This is a genomic window from Streptomyces sp. NPDC007162, from assembly GCF_040634175.1.
GTDB lineage: Bacteria > Actinomycetota > Actinomycetes > Streptomycetales > Streptomycetaceae > Streptomyces.
Map to the genome: position 1 here is coordinate 1 of NZ_JBEYFC010000040.1, position 17,492 is coordinate 17,492.

Here is a 17,492-nt window from a genome sequence, read left to right on the forward strand (position 1 = left end):
GGCCGGGCCGCACACCGAAGTGAACGGCCCGGCCGCCTCAGCGGTGCCTCTGCGGTGCTTCGGCCGTGCCTCAGCCCGTGAAACCGGCCACGTTGGCCTTGGTGATCACCTTCACCGGCACCTTGATCGTCGGGTCGACCTTCTTGTCCTGGACGGCCTTGAGGGCGTTGTCCACGGCGATCTTCCCGAGCTGGGAGGGCTGCTGCGCGACCGAGGCGTACAGCGTGCCGTCCTTGACCGCGGTCAGGCCGTCCGGGGTGCCGTCGAAGCCGACCACCGACACCGACGTGCCGGCCTTGGAACCGAGCGCCTTGATCGCGCCCAGCGCCATCTCGTCGTTGGCGGCGACGACACCCTGGATGTCCGGGTGGGCCTGGAGCAGGTTCGACATCACGTCGAGGCCCTTGGTGCGGTCGAAGTCGGCCGGCTGCTGGGCCACCACCTGGATACCGGGGTAGGCCTTGAGCCCGTTGGCGAAGCCCTGCGCCCGCTCCCGGGCGGCGGAGGTGCCGGGCTGGCCCTGCAGGATCACGATCTTGCCCTGCCCGCCGAGCTTCTCGGCGATCGTCCTGGCGGCCAGCTCGCCGCCCCTGACGTTGTCGGAGGCGATCAGCGTGTCGGTCTTGGCGCCGTTGACGCCCCGGTCGACCGCGATGACGGGGATGTTCGCCTTGTCGGCGGCCTTCACGGAGTTGCTCGCCGCGTCCGAGTCGACCGGGTTCACGATGATCGCGCCGAGTCCGGAACTGGTGAAGTTCTGCAGCTGGTTGGCCTGCTGCGAGGCGTCGTTCTGGGCGTCCGTGACGGTCAGGTCCACACCCAGCTTCTTCGCCTCGGCCTCCGCGCCGGACCGGATCTGCACGAAGAACGGGTTGTTCAGGGTGGACAGCGACAGCCCGACCCGCGGCGTGGCGGACCCGGAGCCCGTGTGCAGGAGGGAGGTCGCGGCCGCCAGCGCCACGGTGATGACCACCGCGAGCGCGTACGTCCCGGCCTGCTTCCCCTTGCTCCCGCCGATCCGGGGCGCCGCCGGGGTGGCCCCGGCCTTGCGGCGCATGGTGTCCAGGAGCACCGCGAGCGCGATGACCACACCGATGACGACCTGCTGCCAGAACGCGGAGACGTTGAGCAGGTTGAGGCCGTTGCGCAGCACCGCGAGGATCAGCGCGCCGATCAGCGTCCCGGACGCCTTGCCCGTGCCGCCGGCCAGCGAGGCGCCGCCGATGACGACCGCGGCGATCGCGTCCAGCTCGTAGCCGTTGGCGGCCTGCGGCTGCGCGGAGGACAGCCGGGCGGCCAGCACGACGCCCGCGACGGCCGCGAACAGCCCGGACAGCGCGTAGATGGCGAGCTTCTGCCGCGACACCCGCAGCCCGGACAGCCGGGCGGCCTCCTCGTTGCCGCCGATCGCGTACATGGAACGGCCGATGTAGGTCCGGCCGAGCACGAAGGCCGCGATCAGCCCCATGACGATCATGACGAGGACCGGCACCGGCAGCCAGCCGCCGAGCGTGTCACCGAGGTGCGAGACCGAGTCGGGGAAGGCGATCGGGGAGCCCCCGGAGATCACCAGCGACAGACCGCGCGCCACCGACAGCATCGCGAGCGTCGCGATGAACGACGGCAGCCTGCCGTACGCGATGAGGAACCCGTTGACGAGTCCGGCCGCGACACCGGTCAGGACCGCGAGGACCACCGCGATGACGACCGGCACCCCGTTCTGGGTGGCGCTCCACGCCAGCACGGTCGCCGACAGGGCCGCGACCGAGCCCACCGACAGGTCGATGCCCGCCGAGACGATCACGAAGGTCACACCGAAGGCGAGGATGGCTGTCACGGCCGCCTGGACGCCGACGTTCAGCAAGTTGTCGGTGGTCAGGAAGTCCCCGGACAGCGCCGACATGGCGATGACGAGGACGATCAGCGCGGTGAGGGCGCCGTTGTCGAGGAGCAGCCGGCGTACGCCACCGGCGCCCGTAGTGCTGCCCTTGAGCGTGTCAGTGGCCACGAGCGGCCTCCTTGTCGGTCATGGTGGGGTTGCTGACGGCGAGCGCCATCACGGCGTCCTGGGTGGCCTCGTCCGCGGTCAGTTCGCCCGCGAGCCGGCCCTGGGCCATCACCAGCACCCGGTCGCTCATACCGAGCACCTCGGGCAGATCGCTGGAGATCATCAGTACGGCGGCCCCGGCGGCCGTCAGCTCGTTGATCAGTTGGTAGATCTCGACCTTGGCGCCGACGTCGATGCCGCGGGTCGGCTCGTCGAGGATCAGCACCTTGGTGTCGGCGAGCAGCCACTTGCCGATGACGACCTTCTGCTGGTTGCCGCCGGACAACGTGCGCACGTGCTGGCCGAGACCCGCCATCCGGACGCCCAGCTGCCCGGCGATCCGCTCGGCGGCGGCGTGCTGCGCCCTGAGATCGACGATCCCGGCCCGGGTCGCCCTGCGCAAGGTCACCAGGCCCAGGTTCTCCTCGACGGAGGCGTCCAGGACCAGCCCCTGCCCCTTGCGGTCCTCGGGGACGAGCCCGATCCCGGCGGACATGGCCGCGTTCACGTCGTGCCGCCGCAGCGCCGTACCGGAGACCTTCACGGTCCCCTCGTCGTAGGGGTCGGCGCCGAACACGGCCCGTACGACCTCCGTACGGCCCGCGCCCACCAGGCCCGCGACCCCGACGACCTCGCCGGCGTGCACCTCGAAGCTCACGTCGTGGAAGACGCCGTCCCTGGTCAGGCCCTCGACGGTGAGCAGCGCGGCGCCGGTGTCCGCCCGCTCGCGCGGGTACTGCTGCTCGATGGAGCGCCCGACCATCAGCCGCACCAGCTCGTCCTCGGGGGTGGCGGCGGGCACCTGGCCCACGCTCTTCCCGTCGCGGATCACCGTGACCCGGTCCCCCAGGGCGGCGATCTCCTCCAGGTGGTGCGTGATGAAGACGATCCCGACCCCGTCCGCGCGCAGCCGGCGCACGATCGTGAAGAGCTTCTCCACCTCGTCGGAGGTGAGCACCGCGGTCGGCTCGTCCATGATGAGCACCCGCGCGTCCAGGCTGAGCGCCTTGGCGATCTCGACCATCTGGAGCCGGGCGATCCCGAGCTCCCTGACCCGCGCCCGCGGTGACACGTCGACCCCGACCCGGCGCAGCAGGACCTCGGCGTCGGCCTCCATCCGCTTGCGGTCGATCACCCCGAAGCGGCGCGGCTGCCGGCCCAGGAAGATGTTCTCGGCGACCGTGAGATCCGGTACGAGGTTGAACTCCTGGTAGATCGTCGCGATCCCGAGGCGCTCGGAGTCCTGCGCGCCGTGGATGCGCACCTCCTCGCCGTCGGCCAGGATCCGCCCCGCGTCGGGCGTGTAGGCGCCGGAGAGCATCTTGATGAGGGTGCTCTTGCCCGCGCCGTTCTCACCGAGGAGTACGTGCACCTCGCCGCGGCGCAGGTCGAAGTCGACACCGTCGAGCGCGATCACGCCCGGGAAGGACTTCCTTATGCCCTCGATGCGCAGCAACTCGTCCTGGTTGCTCACGACTGGCTCCTGTTCTGAACGTTCGGGACCCGGTTCTCGCCGCACGAACTGCGCACGACGAGCCGGGCGGGGAGGGTCACGGACTGCGGAGGCCGCCCCTCGATACGGTCGACCAGCGCCCGTACCGCGGCGCGTCCCAGCTCGCCGGTCGGCTGGGCGATCGCCGTGACGGGCGGGTCGGTGTGCACGAACCACGGGATGTCGTCGAACGCGGCCAGCGCCACGTCGTCCGGCACCCGCAGCCCGCGCGCCCGGACCGCGTCCAGCGCGCCGAGCGCCATCAGGTTGTCGGCGGCGAAGATCACCTCGGGCGGTTCGGGCAGGTCGAGGAAGCCCTCGGTGACCCGCCGGCCGCTCTCGGCCTGGAAGTCGCCCTGGCCTATGTAGGCCTCGGGGAGCGGGACGCCGTACTCGGCGAGGGCCTCCCGGAAGGCCCGCACCCGCTCGCTGCCGGTGGTGGTGGCCGCCGGCCCGGCGATGATCGCGAGCCGCCGGTGCCCCAGCCCGTGCAGGTGCGCCACCAGGTCCCGGACGGCGGCCCGGCCGTCCGAGCGGACCACCGGCACGTCGACGCCCGGGATCCACCGGTCGACGAACACCATCGGGGTGCCGCCGCGCGCCGCCTCCAGCATCAGCGGCGAGCCGCCGTCGGTGGGGGAGACGAGCAGCCCGTCGATCCGCCGGTCGAGCAGGGTCCGTACGTGGTGGTCCTGGAGCTCGGGGCGTTCGTCGGCGTTGCCGATGATGACGCTGTAGCCGAGGGCGCGGGCCGCCTCCTCCACGGAGCGGGCCAGCTCCGTGAAGTACGGGTTGAGCACGTCGCTGATGACCAGGCCGAGGGTGCGGGTCTGGTCGGTGCGCAGGGAACGGGCGACGGCGTTCGGGCGGTAGCCCAGCGCCGCGACGGCGGCCAGCACCCGGGTGCGGGCGTCGTCGCTGACCGACGGATGGTCGTTCAGGACGCGCGACACCGTGGCGACGGAAACCCCGGCCGCGGCAGCGACGTCCTTGATGCTCGCCATCGCCGCTCCACCTCCTCGTGGAACTCGTGCACCGTGCTTGGAATCGATTACACGGTTGCGTGTACGGAGGATTGGAATCGATTACACGCGAGTGGGGCAAGGGGGTGGAGGTGGCCGAAATCGAATCGTGACCGAGCGCGCCGCCGGGGCGACGGCGCCCCCGACGGTCAGCCCACTGCGGCGACCCTCACCAGCGGACCGCGCCGAAGTCGACCGGGCGGGGCCGGAGCGCCCGGGTGCGGGCCGCCAGCCGCTCCAGCCGCGAGGTCGTCTCCTCCCCGGGCAGGCGGCGGCGGTCGCCGTGGCCCGGGAGCAGCCACTCGAAGCGCAGCCGGTCCGCGGTCCGGGTCAGGGAGGCGGCCAGTTCGCGGATCGAGTACCAGGTGACGCTCTCGGCGACCTCGATGTCCGCCGTCGTACGCGACCAGTAGAAACTGTCCCCGCTGAAGCAGTACCGGTCGTCGGCCAGGTAGAGCACGCTGCCGGGGGTGTGGCCGGGGAAGGGGAGGGCGAGGACGCCGTCCGCGATCCGCGTCTCCCCGGTGCCGCGCAGCACCCGGTCGGCGTCCGGGGCGGCGTCGAGGTCGCCCTCGTGGATCCAGAGCCGGGCGCCGAACCGGTCGGCGTAGCGGCGGCCGTGCGCGGCGTGGTCGCGGTGGGTGAGCAGGACGTCGGTGACCGGGCCGGACGCCTCGTAGCGGGCGGCGAGGACCGGGCTCCAGCGAGGCGTGTCCACCATCATCGACGTGCCGCCGGGTCGGCGCAGGAGGTACGAGTTGGCTCCGGCGGTGCGGGGGGAGTTGTGCCCGCACAGCGCCACGGTGCCGTCCAGGGCCAGCGGGAACGGGTCCCGGGCCGCGTCCAGCCGACCGCCGGGGGGCCGCACGGACCGCGTGGGGCAGGCGTGCGCGGCCGCGTACAACCGCTCCGTCTCCGCGGCGTCGCGCGGCTGGCGTACCACGGCCGAACGGCCGCCCACCTCGGCGATCAGCCCGGGAGCCAGCTGCCGCGCGGCATCGCAGTTGGTGCAGCGCGCGTCCACCTGCCAGCCGTGCGCGCCCTGTTCGCTTCCTGCCATGACCCCGTCCCCTTCCGTTTCCCCACCACCGGTCACCTCAGGGGTATCCCCGGCGGAAGAAGAAGCGGAAGGGGGTCCGGACCTGTTGCTTTCGGCGCGGGGCTGCTCTGTGCGTCAGACCGTCGACTCGGGGCCTCAGTCCATCGGCTTGGGTTTGAGGATCGCGAAGACCGCGCCCTGCGGGTCGGCGACCACGGCCATCCGGCCGGCCATCATGTCGAAGGGCGGTGCGAGTACCGTGCCGTTCCGCTTGACCAGGGCGTCCACGGTGGAGTCGACGTCGTCCACCGCGAAGTACGTGAGCCAGTGCGGCGGGGTGCCGGGCCGGTCGTCACCGAGCCGGGCGGCGCCGCCCACGGCCCGGCCGCCGAGGTTCAGCGCCCAGTAGTTCCCCTCGGCGCCCTCCATCGGCTGGATCTCGATGCCGAAGCACTCGCCGTAGAAGCCGGTGGCGCCGGGTACGTCGCTGGTGCTCAGCTCGTTCCAGATCACCGCGCCCGCCTCGTTGACCACCCCCGCGCCGTGGAACTCGCCCGGCTGCCACACCCCGAACACCGCGCCCTGCGGGTCGGCGGCGATCAGCATCCGGCCGATGCCACCGACGTCCATCACCGGGGCCAGCAGCGTGCCGCCCGCCGAGACGATCGTGTCCTGGGTGGCCTGGGCGTCGGTGCTGGCCAGGTAGGTGGTCCACACGGTCGGCGGCTCCGGCTGCCCCTCCGGCGCCATGGCCGCGCCGATGCCCGCCACCGGCTTGCCGTGCAGCGTACAGACCGCGTACCCGCCGAAGTCGGCCCCGCCGACCTCGCCCTGCCAGCCGAACAGGTCACGGTAGAAGTCCAGCGCCGCCTGCTGGTCCTTCGCCATCAGATCGACCCAGCACGGGGTGCCGGTCGGGTACGGAGCGGTGATCTCGGGCATCTGCAGCTCTCCCTGCGCGCGAAAATGTTCCCCGCCGCCCACCATCACCGTATCGGCGATTTCCCGCCACCGGAACGGCCGGGGTCCTGCGCCCGGCTCACCTTGCGGGGGCGCGTTGCGGCATGCGGACCACGGGCCCTCGTGGGCCTACGCCGCGGCCAACTCGCACCACACGTACTTCCCTCGGTTGCCGAACCGCGACAGCGGCTGCCAGCCCCACAGATCCGAACAGGCGCGCACCAGCGCCAGCCCCCGCCCCTCCTCCACCTCCCCGCGCCCCTCGAAGGGCACCGGCGGCTCGGGCGGTTCGGGGTCCGCGTCCCACGCGCCGATCCGGAGGGTGCCGGGCGGCGACCAGCGGACGCGCAGGGCGGCGGGGCCTTTCGTGTGTCGTACGGCGTTGGACACCAGCTCCGTGGCGAGGAGTTCGGCGACATCGAGGGAGTGGGCCAGCCCGTGCGCCGTGAGGACGAGTCTGAGCGTGTGGCGACTGACGGCGACGGCGCGGAGGTCGTTGGGGATGGAGAGGGTGTACTCCCAGGCGTCGGGCATGCGTCATCAACTCCGGGGGTGTCGAGGGGGTTTCACGCAGGGTGGCGTTGCCGCGCCGTCCTTGGAGGACGGGGCGGTGCACTTCCGCTGCGTGTGCAGTGCGTCACTGACAGTAGGGGTAATCTGTTACCCGTGGCAAGCTGATCGGGAGATCGGCCCCCCGAAAGAGGAGAGCAACTCATGGTTCAGAGGCGTGAGCCGACAGCCCGTCAGGTGCGCCTGGGAGTTGAGCTGCGCAGGCTCCGTGAGGCGTCCGGCATGACCGGTGCGCAGGCGGCTGCCCTTCTCGGAGCGAACAGGGTCCAGATCAGCCATATCGAGCTGGGGCTCACGGGGGTGAGCGAGGAACGGGTGCGCCGACTGGCGTCCCATTACGCATGTACGGATGGGGAGTTCATCGATGCCCTGGTAGGAATGGCCGCTGATCGGACGCAGGGGTGGTGGGAGGAGTACCGGGGCCTCCTGCCCACCTCGTTCATGGACCTGTCGGAACTCGACCACCATGCTGCGTTCCAGAAAGATGTGGCCATCTTGTATGTGCCGGGCCTGCTTCAGACGGAGGAGTACGCTCGCGCGGTCTTTTCGTCCAGGCTCCCAGAACTGACACGTGCGGAACTCGAGCTGCGTGTCAGTCACCGAATGGCACGCCAGACCAAGGTCAACTTCCCGCACGAGATCGTGCTCCACGAGGCTGCACTGCGCATCCGGGTCGGTGACCGTGCCGTCGCGCGGGCTCAACTCATCCGGCTCCTGGAGCTGTCCGAATCGGATCGCATCACCTTGCGGATCATCCCCTTCGACCTGGATGACTTTGCTGTCGCGTCGAGCACGATGACGTACGTGGGTGGACCTGTGCCCAAGCTGGACACGGTCTCGCGCGACGCTCCCCATGGCTCGGTCTTCCTTGATTCCCAAGCCCAACTCAACACGTATCGAACACGCTTCCATAAAGTGGAGGGTGTATCGCTCGAACCGGATCGGTCGCGCGACTTCATCAATCGGCTGCTGAAGGAGCTGTGAGGCCCCATGGACAACTGGCGGAAGTCGTCCTACTCAGGCGAGGGCGACGGCAACAACTGCGTAGAGATAGCCACCACCCCCACCCGCACAGCCGTCCGCGACTCCAAAGCCCCCGCCCGCGCCATCCTCACCTTCCCGGCGGGAGCCTTCGCTGCCTTCGTGGCGGAGATCAAGTCCGGGGAGTCGACGGGACGTCAGGCGCCGCGCCCTGCAGTGCCGTGACCCGCTCGATGACCAGCCCTCCCCTCTGCCCACCGCACATGGCGCGCAGACGGTGACAGAGACCGACGGAGATCGCATGGCCCTGGGCATGGTCATCCGACACCGGGTCCAGCGACAATGTGAAGGTCTTCGGGCCGGGCGCTGCCGGCGTTCCCGGCTCTTGCGATCGGAGCGGAGCGACACCATGGCGTGGGTGGTAGGAACGGACACGTTCCTGGGACTGCTGGCGATCACGTTGGGAATCGTCACGCTCCGGACAGGGTGGGTTATGCCCACGGCGCGCCGCCACGTCACCAGGCCTCAACTCCACGGCCTTGGTGCCCTGCTCATCGGCATCTCGCTTGTTTCGCAGAGCCTCTTCTACTTTTGAGTCCTGCCGAGCGTCTCCTGGGGAACTCGTTTCTTCGGCGGGAACGCCCTCCTGCTTGCCGGGCTGCTCCTGATTGTCCTCAGCCAGCTGCGCTGGGGGCGACGGCCCAGGAGTTCCTGAGCCGGTCCCCGGGCTGTGACCGGGTGAGCGGCATCGGTCACTTCGAACCTGCCTTGCGTGGTGGGCGGCTCTCTGTTTGTGGCCCTCGGCGGCCCGCCGTCATCGCCGCCCAGACTGCGGGGGATGGCCCTCCGTCCCACCGCCCTGCCCTCCTCCCACGTCACGAGCAACGCCGACCGCCAGCCTGACCTGGCATTAGGACGAAACCAGGACGGTTCGAGGACCCGTGTCCGTAGCGTCTCCAGCAGTTCGTCTGTGTCAGTCGCCAGAGGGGGAAGCTTGATACGTCGATTGGTCTCGCGAGGTGTCGCGGTCGCAGCTATTTCCATTGCTCCGGTCGTGGGCTTCACGGGCAGCGCAAGTGCCGCCACTCCGTCTGGATGCTCCGATGTCACACAGTTGGGGCCAACCGCCTATGTGACTGTCGGAGGTCAGACCGCGGCCTCGTTGAAGCAGTACTACTCCCGGTCGTGTGACGAGTATTTCAGCTATCTGTGGGTGTGGGATTCGTTCCGCGCGAGCCACAGCGGTTGGACCGTGACGCTCCAGGAATGTGGGCCTGTGGGTGCCTCGAACCTCAATTGCGTAGGCACTCCTCCGTGGTACAACACGTCACAGCAGGAGTTCTGGAGTAATCCGGGTTACTCCGGCTGCCTCGACCACTTCGCAGCGGTGAGGTTCGTGTACAACCAGTACAACGTCCCTCAGGAGACCGACGACGCGAGGGTCTGTTGACGCCGGGTCAGTATGCGTAGCGCGCCCCGTCCTCAGCCAAGACCGAGGGCGGGGCGCAGCGCGCGGCGACTGCAACGATGCCGGCAGAGCGCGCGACCGGACGCGACGAAGCGACGTGCCGCCAGGAGTTTCGCAGCGAGACAGGGTCGTAAGGAGTTCTCGGCGAAGGCCCTGACAGGTGTCCGGGGGCCTTGTGTCCTCAGCGAGTGATCGCGTCCAGGATCGGCCGGACTGCCTCGAACCCGGTCGCGGCCACGCTGACGAATCCGCGAACGCGCTCCAGGATCAGCGGAATGCGGGACTCGTCCGCCGTTCGGAGCTCTGTCGCTGCCTGCTCAGCCGCTTCACGCAACTGTGGTTGTACGGCCGTGTCCCGAGACGCGGTGACCAGTGCGGTAACGAGCTGCGCCAGCAGCGGATGTGGATCGGCGCTGAAGTTGGTGTTCACATGGCTGGCTTGGTTCTGGTCACCGATCTGGATGACGCCCGCCTGGTAGTTCCTGACCGTTCGAGGCTCCTCAGCCGCAGCCATCAAGCGCTCCATTCTCGATTCTTCGATTCCCTTGGCGGAAAGCTGCATCCTGAAACCATCGACACCCTGAATCCTCGGGGTCGGCGTAGTGACGATGCCGGACTTGAACAACTCGCGGCGCATGCCGTCCGCGAAGTCCTGCAACTGGACTGCGGAGAAGTGCTTGCCCTGTTTGAACTTGTGACGCGAGTACAGTCCGGCTCCTAGTCCGAGCAGGACCGCCGAAGCCAGCCACAGTAAGGCATTCACGTCGATACTCACGCCCAGAAAGTCATGCACCACCGTGGCAGCCTAGACGCTCCGACACTTGATCGTGGTTCCATGTTCGACCTCTCCAGGACCGGAGTCATCTCGAAGTCCCGGTGAGTCCGTCCCGGGGCCTCGTCATCCCCGGTGGGAAAGTCCCACGTCAGATGCCGTACCGCGCCATGATCTCGTCAGCTGCCGATCGGAGATCGAGGTCCCCGGGAGCGTCGTGGAAGCCTCGGAACGACCGCGACACACTCCTCACGAAGGATGACCATGCGCAATTTCAGGGCGGGGAACGCGTTCCTGCGACGGGTGACGGTGGGAGCCGCGACACTGGCGACGACGGGCGTGCTGTCGCTCGGGTTCACGACGTCGGCCCAGGCCGACTCGCTCGGCAAGTACATCGACCTCAGCAACGACGTGAAGTTCAACCAGGCCGCGGCGCACTCCTGGGCGTCCACGACCGTGCACCTCAACTGGCAGTCCGACGGGAACCTCGTGCTGTACTGCAACAGCGGCAAGGTGCTGTGGTCCACGAACACCTACGTCTCCAGGACCGGCGCCAACAACGCGTACATCGAGTTCACGGGTGGCGGCATCACCCTGTGGGAGCGGTTCACCACCGACTTCTCCTACTGGAAGCAGATGTGGCACGAGAACGGCTCCAACGCGAACGCCTACGCCTACGTGCAGAACGACGGCAACTTCGTCATCTACAACCAGGGCGGCAGCCCCGTCTGGGCGTCGGGCACGAACAACGAGTGCTGAGTTGAGTGACGCTTCGGCGTCCCTCGGGCTCCGCCTCCCCGCCTCCCCTCCCACGACACACCAAGGTCCGTCCGGCACGGTTCCGGCCACCCGGCCCGGCTACCATCTCCGGCTGAACGGGGGCGTCTTGGGAGGGATGGGGGCGGGGTATGGCGCGGTGGAAGGAACTGCCCGGCGGGATGGATCCCGTCGGGGTCGAGTTCGTGGGGCAGTTGCGTCGGCTCAAGGACGACAGCGGCCTGAGCCTGCCCAGGCTGGCCGCACGGACCGGTTACAGCGCCTCCTCGTGGGAGCGTTACCTGAGCGGCCGGCTGATGCCGCCGAAGGCGGCGGTCGAGGCGCTGGCGGCGGTCACCGGCACGGACCCGGCCCGGCTGCTGGCGCTGCACGAGACGGCAGCCGATTCCTGGCAGCGGGACCGGTCCGGGGCGGAGTCGGACGACCACGGCGCGGCGGCCCCGGAACCGCTGCCCGCGACCACCGCGACGCGCCCCGTCCGACGTCCGGTGACGCGTACGAGGCTGTACCTGACCGCCGCGGCATCGGCCGTGGCGGGTGCGGCGGTCGCGGTGGCGGTGCTGACGGCGGTTCACAGCGAGCACCCGACCGCCTCCCCCCGTACCGCGGCGGTGGCCCGTCCGATCGACTACGCCTGCAAGGACGTGCGCAGACACGGCTCGTGGTACGCCGGGAACAGCGACACCAGCAGCGACACCCTCGAGGTCGACATGTCGGGCCCCGAAGTCGCCGAACTGCAGTGCCTGTTGCAACGGGCCGGCATCTCCCCGGGAGGCGTGGACGGCAACTTCGGGCCGCTGACCGAGTCCGCGGTCATCACCGCGCAGAAGAGGTACCACCTGGACGTCGACGGCCAGGTGGGCCCGCGTACCTGGGCGGCGCTGCGCGGATGACGGGGATCCCGCCCGAGTGCGAACGGCTCGCGACCCGCCTGCGGGCACTGCGCGACCGTTCCCGGCTCACGCTGTCGGCGCTGGCGACGGAGTCCGCCTACAGCAAGTCCTCGTGGCAGCGCTGGCTGGCCGGACGCGCCCTGCCGCCCTGGCCGGCGGTGAGCGTGCTGTGCCGGCTGGCGGACGAGCCCGAGCCGGGCATCCGGGCGCTGTGGGAACTGGCGGAGGCGGCCTGGAGCCGGCGCACCGCGACAGGTGCGGCTCCGCCGGCGGGGCGGACACCGGAGCGCGCGACGTCCGTCGACGGCGCCCCGACCGGGAGACCGCAGGCGCCCGGGACCGCGGACGCACCACCGGCCCGGCGTCACCGCAAGTGGCTCGCCGGGGGCGCCGCCGCGATCGCCGCGCTCGGCGTCTGCGCCGGCGTCCTCCTGCTGCCGGGAGCGGGCCGGGCCGCCTCCAGGGCCTCCGCCGGCTTCCACGTCGGGTGCACGGGCACCGCGTGCGACGGCAAGGACCCGGGGCCGGTGCTGTGCGGAGTCGAACCGAAGACGCTGCTCCACGTGCAGACACCCGCCGGCGTCGGGCTCGAAATACGCTACAACCCGCTCTGCCGGGCGGCCTGGGCCAGAGTGTGGAACGCCCCCGCCGGCTCCACCCTCACCTTCACCACCCCGGACCGCCCCGCCCAGCGCGTCACCGTCGCGCACGCCCACGACACCGACCCGTTCGTCTACACCGGCCTGGCGGCCGTCGCCGGCCGGGGCAGCGCCATGAGGGCATGTCTGACCTCACCGTCGGGCGGCCCGCCCACGTGCTACACCGCGCGCCGACCGTGACCACGGCCTCCGGTCGCGGCAGGGAGGGCTCGAATCCGTGCTGTGGGAGGGGCCGGTCGCCGTCGGAATGAGTGGCCCGTCGGCGAATCCTGCCGGCCGTTGCCGTCTTGGGTGTCACGCTGACGACGGCGGCGGCTGCCCCCGCCGTGTCGGCCGCCGGGTGGACCACCCCGACGGAGCGACGGACACGCTCACCCGGGCGAGTTTCACGCTCGTTCCCCAGTCCGGCCGGACAGGCTGGACACGCGGATGACTCAGGAGGCGAACGGCTCGATCTCCCCCGCAAAGACGATGACCTGGTCGATGAGGCTCCGCCGCAGATGGACGACGTCCGTTCCCGCCAGGCGGGGACCTCCGTCCGGCGTGGTGAAGACCCACTGGTACCGGGCCCACTCGTCGGGCATGTCCACCGCCGAGCAGCGCACCATCGTGCCGGTCCCCGCCGGGTGGTGCCGGATGTCCAGCACGAACCGCTCGACCGCCGCGATTCCTTCGCTGCGACCCAACGGCCCCCAGAACACCACGTCCGAGGTCAGAGCCTGGGAGAGCAGAGCAGTCACATAGCTGTCGTCCGAGGCGTTGAACGCGGAGATGAACGTGTCGATCGCGGAGCGTGCAATCTCTTCCTGCATGCCCCAGTAATACCAGCCGTTTCGCGCGCCTCGTCCAGACCTGGGGCAAGGACGCCGGCGGCCGGAAATCCGCACCCCGTCCCCGGCTGTCAGTCCCCGCCAGTACCGTCGGATCATGGCTCAGCAGACGGGGACCCCCACCGGCGAACGGCGGCTCGCCACCGTCGAAGGCGTGCTCGAACGCATCACCTACGCCAATGAGGACAACGGCTACACCGTCGCCCGCGTCGACACCGGCAGGGGCGCCGGCGACCTGCTCACGGTCGTCGGCGCGCTGCTCGGTGCCCAGGTGGGGGAGTCGCTGCGGATGGAGGGGCGCTGGGGGTCGCACCCGCAGTACGGCAAGCAGTTCACCGTCGAGAACTACACGACGGTGCTGCCGGCCACGGTGCAGGGGATACGGCGGTACCTGGGATCGGGGCTGGTCAAGGGGATCGGGCCGGTGTTCGCCGACCGGATCACGCAGCACTTCGGGATCGACACCCTCCGGATCATCGAGGAGGAGCCGAAGCGGCTGATCGAGGTGCCCGGCCTCGGGCCGAAGCGGACGAAGAAGATCGCCGACGCCTGGGAGGAGCAGAAGGCGATCAAGGAGGTCATGCTCTTCCTCCAGACCGTGGAGGTGTCCACGTCGATCGCGGTGCGGATCTACAAGAAGTACGGGGACGCGTCCATCTCCGTCGTGAAGAACCAGCCCTACCGGCTCGCCGCCGACGTCTGGGGCATCGGGTTCCTCACCGCCGACAAGATCGCCCAGTCGGTGGGGATCCCGCACGACAGCCCGGAGCGGGTGAAGGCGGGTCTGCAGTACGCGCTCTCGCAGTCCGCCGACCAGGGCCACTGCTACCTCCCCGAGGAGCGGCTCATCGCGGACGCGGTCAAGCTGCTCCAGGTCGACACCGGTCTCGTCATCGACTGCCTCGCCGAGCTGGCGGCGCAGCCCGAGGACGGGGCGGACCCGGGCGTCGTACGGGAGCGGCTCCCCGGTCCCGGACCGGACGCCGAACCCGTCACCGCCGTCTACCTGGTTCCCTTCCACCGTGCCGAAGTGGCCCTCGCCTCCCAGCTGTTGCGGCTGCTGCGGACGGGCGACGACCGGATGCCGGTGTTCCGTGACGTCGCCTGGGACAAGGCCCTGGCCTGGCTGAGGGACCGCACCGGCGCCGACCTCGCCCCCGAGCAGGAGGCGGCCGTCCGGCTGGCCCTGACGGAGAAGGTGGCCGTGCTGACCGGCGGCCCGGGCTGCGGCAAGTCGTTCACCGTCAGGTCGATCGTGGAGCTGGCGCGGGCGAAGAAGGCCAAGGTGGTGCTCGCCGCCCCCACCGGCCGTGCCGCCAAGCGGCTCGCCGAGCTGACCGGTGCCGAGGCGTCGACCGTCCACCGTCTGCTGGAACTCAAGCCCGGCGGGGACGCGGCGTACGACCGGGACCGGCCCCTCGACGCCGACCTGGTCGTGGTCGACGAGGCCTCGATGCTGGACCTCCTCCTCGCCAACAAGCTGGTGAAGGCCGTACCGCCCGGCGCGCACCTCCTCTTCGTCGGGGACGTGGACCAGCTGCCCAGCGTCGGCGCCGGAGAGGTGCTCCGGGATCTGCTCGCCGACGACAGCCCGGTCCCCGCCGTCCGCCTCACCCGGGTCTTCCGGCAGGCCCAGCAGTCCGGCGTGGTCACCAACGCGCACCGGATCAACGCCGGGCAGCAGCCCGTCACCGACGGCATGAAGGACTTCTTCCTCTTCGTGGCGGACGAGACGGAGGAGGCGGGCAGGCTCGCGGTCGACGTCGCCGCCCGCCGTGTTCCGGCCAGGTTCGGGCTCGATCCCCGGCGGGACGTGCAGGTGCTCGCGCCGATGCACCGCGGGCCCGCCGGGGCCGGGGCGCTCAACGGACTTCTCCAGCAGGCCATCACCCCGGCCCGCCCCGGTCTCGCCGAGAAGCGGTTCGGCGGGCGGGTCTTCCGGGTCGGCGACAAGGTCACCCAGATCCGCAACAATTACGACAAGGGCGAAAACGGCGTCTTCAACGGCACCGTGGGTGTGGTCACCTCGCTCGACCCGGTCGACCAGCGCCTGACGGTGCTGACCGACGAGGACGAGGAGGTGCCGTACGAATTCGACGAACTGGACGAACTGGCCCATGCCTACGCGGTGACCATCCACCGTTCACAGGGAAGTGAATATCCCGCGGTGGTGATCCCGGTCACCACCGGGGCGTGGATGATGCTCCAGCGGAACCTGCTCTACACCGCGGTCACCCGGGCCAAGCAGCTGGTCGTCCTCGTCGGTTCGCGCAAGGCGATCGGCCAGGCGGTGCGCACGGTGTCGGCAGGTCGGCGCTGTACGGCACTGGACTTCAGGCTCTCGACGTCCCGCCTCGCAAAAAATGATCGATCAAATGAGTCGTGAAGGTCACAAGGCACTTCCAGATGGGGAAACAAGGGGGCAGGATGAGCAGGTTGGCGGCACTGAGTGCCGTCGATAGGCCCAATGGTCGACCCCGAGTGCACTCTCCTGAGCCAAATGGGGGATGGTAGAGACAGTCAGGGCACCTCGAAGATGAGGCACTACGTCGGTGAGGGAAGACGTGAGCGACAACTCAGTAGTACTGCGGTACGGCGACGGCGAGTACACCTACCCGGTGGTCGACAGCACCGTCGGCGACAAGGGCTTCGACATCGGGAAGCTCCGCGCCCAGACCGGTCTCGTGACCCTGGACAGCGGCTACGGCAACACCGCTGCCTATAAATCCGCCGTCACCTACCTCGACGGCGAGGCCGGCATCCTCCGGTACCGCGGCTACCCGATCGAGCAGCTGGCGGAGCGCTCCACCTTCCTCGAGGTGGCGTACCTGCTGATCAACGGCGAGCTGCCCACCGTGGACGAGCTCACCACGTTCAAGACCGAGATCACGCGGCACACCCTGCTGCACGAGGACGTCAAGAACTTCTACCGGGGCTTCCCGCGTGACGCCCACCCGATGGCCATGCTGTCGTCGGTCGTCTCGGCGCTGTCCACCTTCTACCAGGACAGCCACAACCCGTTCGACGAGAAGCAGCGCGACCTCTCCACCATCCGCCTGCTCGCCAAGCTTCCGACCATCGCCGCGTACGCGTACAAGAAGTCGGTCGGCCACCCGTTCGTCTACCCGCGCAACGACCTCTCCTACGTGGAGAACTTCCTGCGCATGACGTTCTCGGTGCCCGCCCAGGACTACGAGCTCGACCCGGTCGTCGTCTCGGCCCTGGACAAGCTGCTGATCCTGCACGCGGACCACGAGCAGAACTGTTCGACGTCGACGGTCCGGCTGGTCGGCTCGTCCCAGGCGAACATGTTCGCGTCCATCTCCGCCGGCATCTCCGCGCTCTGGGGCCCCCTGCACGGCGGCGCCAACCAGTCGGTGCTGGAGATGCTGGAGGGCATCCAGGCGTCCGGCGGCGACGTCGACTCCTTCATCCGCAAGGTGAAGAACAAGGAGGACGGCGTCCGCCTGATGGGCTTCGGCCACCGGGTCTACAAGAACTTCGACCCGCGCGCCAAGATCATCAAGGCCGCCGCGCACGATGTGCTCTCGGCCCTCGGCAAGTCCGACGAGCTGCTGGACATCGCCCTGAAGCTGGAGGAGCACGCGCTCTCCGACGACTACTTCGTCTCGCGCAGCCTCTACCCGAACGTCGACTTCTACACCGGTCTGATCTACCGCGCCATGGGCTTCCCGACCGAGATGTTCACGGTCCTGTTCGCCCTCGGCCGGCTGCCCGGCTGGATCGCCCAGTGGCAGGAAATGATCAAGGAGCCGGGTTCCCGCATCGGCCGCCCGCGCCAGATCTACACGGGCGTCGTCGAGCGCGACTTCGTCCCGGTCGAGGAACGCTGACACGTTCCTCCGAGGGGGCGCCGTCCAGCGCGGTGCCCCCGCCTCGCACACAGCAGAAGGCGCCCTGGAGCACCGGTCCCCCCACGGGCCGGCGACCAGGGCGCCTTCCCGTGTCCCGGTGCGGATTC

General features: G+C 69.7%; 15 protein-coding genes. 7 read left to right on the forward strand and 8 right to left on the reverse strand.

The window, feature by feature from the left end; translation table 11 throughout:
* Positions 1 to 70: 70 nt before the first annotated feature.
* The 6 genes from ABZ646_RS07330 to ABZ646_RS07355 all read right to left on the reverse strand — a co-directional run bounded on the left by ABZ646_RS07330 (position 71) and on the right by ABZ646_RS07355 (position 7,094).
* Positions 71 to 2,008 (reverse strand): substrate-binding domain-containing protein, encoded by a 1,938-nt coding sequence (locus tag ABZ646_RS07330; RefSeq protein ID WP_360513944.1) that lies wholly within the window; start codon positions 2,006 to 2,008, stop codon positions 71 to 73.
* Positions 1,998 to 3,521 carry a sugar ABC transporter ATP-binding protein gene (locus tag ABZ646_RS07335; RefSeq protein WP_360513947.1) on the reverse strand — a complete coding sequence of 508 codons (1,524 nt, stop codon included), beginning with the start codon at positions 3,519 to 3,521 and terminating at the stop codon, positions 1,998 to 2,000. Before ABZ646_RS07335 ends, ABZ646_RS07330 begins: the two co-directional genes overlap by 11 nt.
* A complete protein-coding gene (locus ABZ646_RS07340) occupies positions 3,518 to 4,543 on the reverse strand; it encodes a LacI family DNA-binding transcriptional regulator (protein WP_360513950.1) in 1,026 nt (341 codons plus the stop codon). The genes ABZ646_RS07335 and ABZ646_RS07340 overlap by 4 nt, the downstream gene beginning before the upstream one ends.
* Before the next feature lie 187 nt (positions 4,544 to 4,730).
* Positions 4,731 to 5,621, reverse strand: coding sequence for a ferredoxin (locus ABZ646_RS07345; protein WP_360513953.1), 891 nt, complete (start codon positions 5,619 to 5,621; stop codon positions 4,731 to 4,733).
* A 135-nt stretch (positions 5,622 to 5,756) separates the two neighbouring features.
* Positions 5,757 to 6,542 carry a VOC family protein gene (locus ABZ646_RS07350; protein WP_360513956.1) on the reverse strand — a complete coding sequence of 262 codons (786 nt, stop codon included), beginning with the start codon at positions 6,540 to 6,542 and terminating at the stop codon, positions 5,757 to 5,759.
* A 147-nt stretch (positions 6,543 to 6,689) separates the two neighbouring features.
* Positions 6,690 to 7,094 (reverse strand): ATP-binding protein, encoded by a 405-nt coding sequence (locus tag ABZ646_RS07355; protein WP_360513959.1) that lies wholly within the window; start codon positions 7,092 to 7,094, stop codon positions 6,690 to 6,692.
* Between the two features lie 180 nt (positions 7,095 to 7,274).
* Here ABZ646_RS07355 and ABZ646_RS07360 point away from each other — a divergent pair, with 180 nt between their 5' ends.
* Together ABZ646_RS07360 and ABZ646_RS07365 are read left to right on the forward strand one after the other, a co-directional pair.
* The gene (locus ABZ646_RS07360; protein ID WP_360513962.1) at positions 7,275 to 8,114 is read left to right on the forward strand and encodes a helix-turn-helix transcriptional regulator; all 840 of its coding nucleotides are present in this window, start codon (positions 7,275 to 7,277) and stop codon (positions 8,112 to 8,114) included.
* Positions 8,115 to 8,120: 6 nt separating this feature from the next.
* Positions 8,121 to 8,336, forward strand: coding sequence for a DUF397 domain-containing protein (locus ABZ646_RS07365; RefSeq protein ID WP_360513965.1), 216 nt, complete (start codon positions 8,121 to 8,123; stop codon positions 8,334 to 8,336).
* 1,424 nt (positions 8,337 to 9,760) lie between these two features.
* Here ABZ646_RS07365 and ABZ646_RS07370 read toward each other — a convergent pair.
* Positions 9,761 to 10,354, reverse strand: coding sequence for a hypothetical protein (locus ABZ646_RS07370; protein ID WP_360513967.1), 594 nt, complete (start codon positions 10,352 to 10,354; stop codon positions 9,761 to 9,763).
* A 261-nt stretch (positions 10,355 to 10,615) separates the two neighbouring features.
* On the opposite strand from ABZ646_RS07370, the gene ABZ646_RS07375 reads away from it, so the two are divergent.
* The 3 genes from ABZ646_RS07375 to ABZ646_RS07385 all read left to right on the forward strand — a co-directional run bounded on the left by ABZ646_RS07375 (position 10,616) and on the right by ABZ646_RS07385 (position 12,860).
* Entirely contained in the window at positions 10,616 to 11,110 is a 495-nt protein-coding gene (locus ABZ646_RS07375) for a hypothetical protein (RefSeq protein WP_360513970.1), read from the forward strand.
* Positions 11,111 to 11,259: 149 nt separating this feature from the next.
* Positions 11,260 to 12,021 (forward strand): peptidoglycan-binding protein, encoded by a 762-nt coding sequence (locus ABZ646_RS07380; protein ID WP_360513973.1) that lies wholly within the window; start codon positions 11,260 to 11,262, stop codon positions 12,019 to 12,021.
* Positions 12,018 to 12,860 carry a DUF2690 domain-containing protein gene (locus ABZ646_RS07385; protein WP_360513976.1) on the forward strand — a complete coding sequence of 281 codons (843 nt, stop codon included), beginning with the start codon at positions 12,018 to 12,020 and terminating at the stop codon, positions 12,858 to 12,860. Before ABZ646_RS07380 ends, ABZ646_RS07385 begins: the two co-directional genes overlap by 4 nt.
* A gap of 254 nt (positions 12,861 to 13,114) precedes the next feature.
* On the opposite strand, the gene ABZ646_RS07390 is transcribed toward ABZ646_RS07385, so the two are convergent.
* Entirely contained in the window at positions 13,115 to 13,492 is a 378-nt protein-coding gene (locus tag ABZ646_RS07390; protein WP_360513979.1) for a nuclear transport factor 2 family protein, read from the reverse strand.
* Between the two features lie 115 nt (positions 13,493 to 13,607).
* Here ABZ646_RS07390 and ABZ646_RS07395 point away from each other — a divergent pair, with 115 nt between their 5' ends.
* Both ABZ646_RS07395 and ABZ646_RS07400 read left to right on the forward strand, forming a co-directional pair.
* Positions 13,608 to 15,896, forward strand: coding sequence for an ATP-dependent RecD-like DNA helicase (locus ABZ646_RS07395; RefSeq protein ID WP_360513982.1), 2,289 nt, complete (start codon positions 13,608 to 13,610; stop codon positions 15,894 to 15,896).
* Between the two features lie 178 nt (positions 15,897 to 16,074).
* Positions 16,075 to 17,364, forward strand: a complete 1,290-nt coding sequence (locus ABZ646_RS07400; protein ID WP_132886925.1) for a citrate synthase — start codon at positions 16,075 to 16,077, stop codon at positions 17,362 to 17,364.
* Positions 17,365 to 17,492 lie beyond the last annotated feature (128 nt).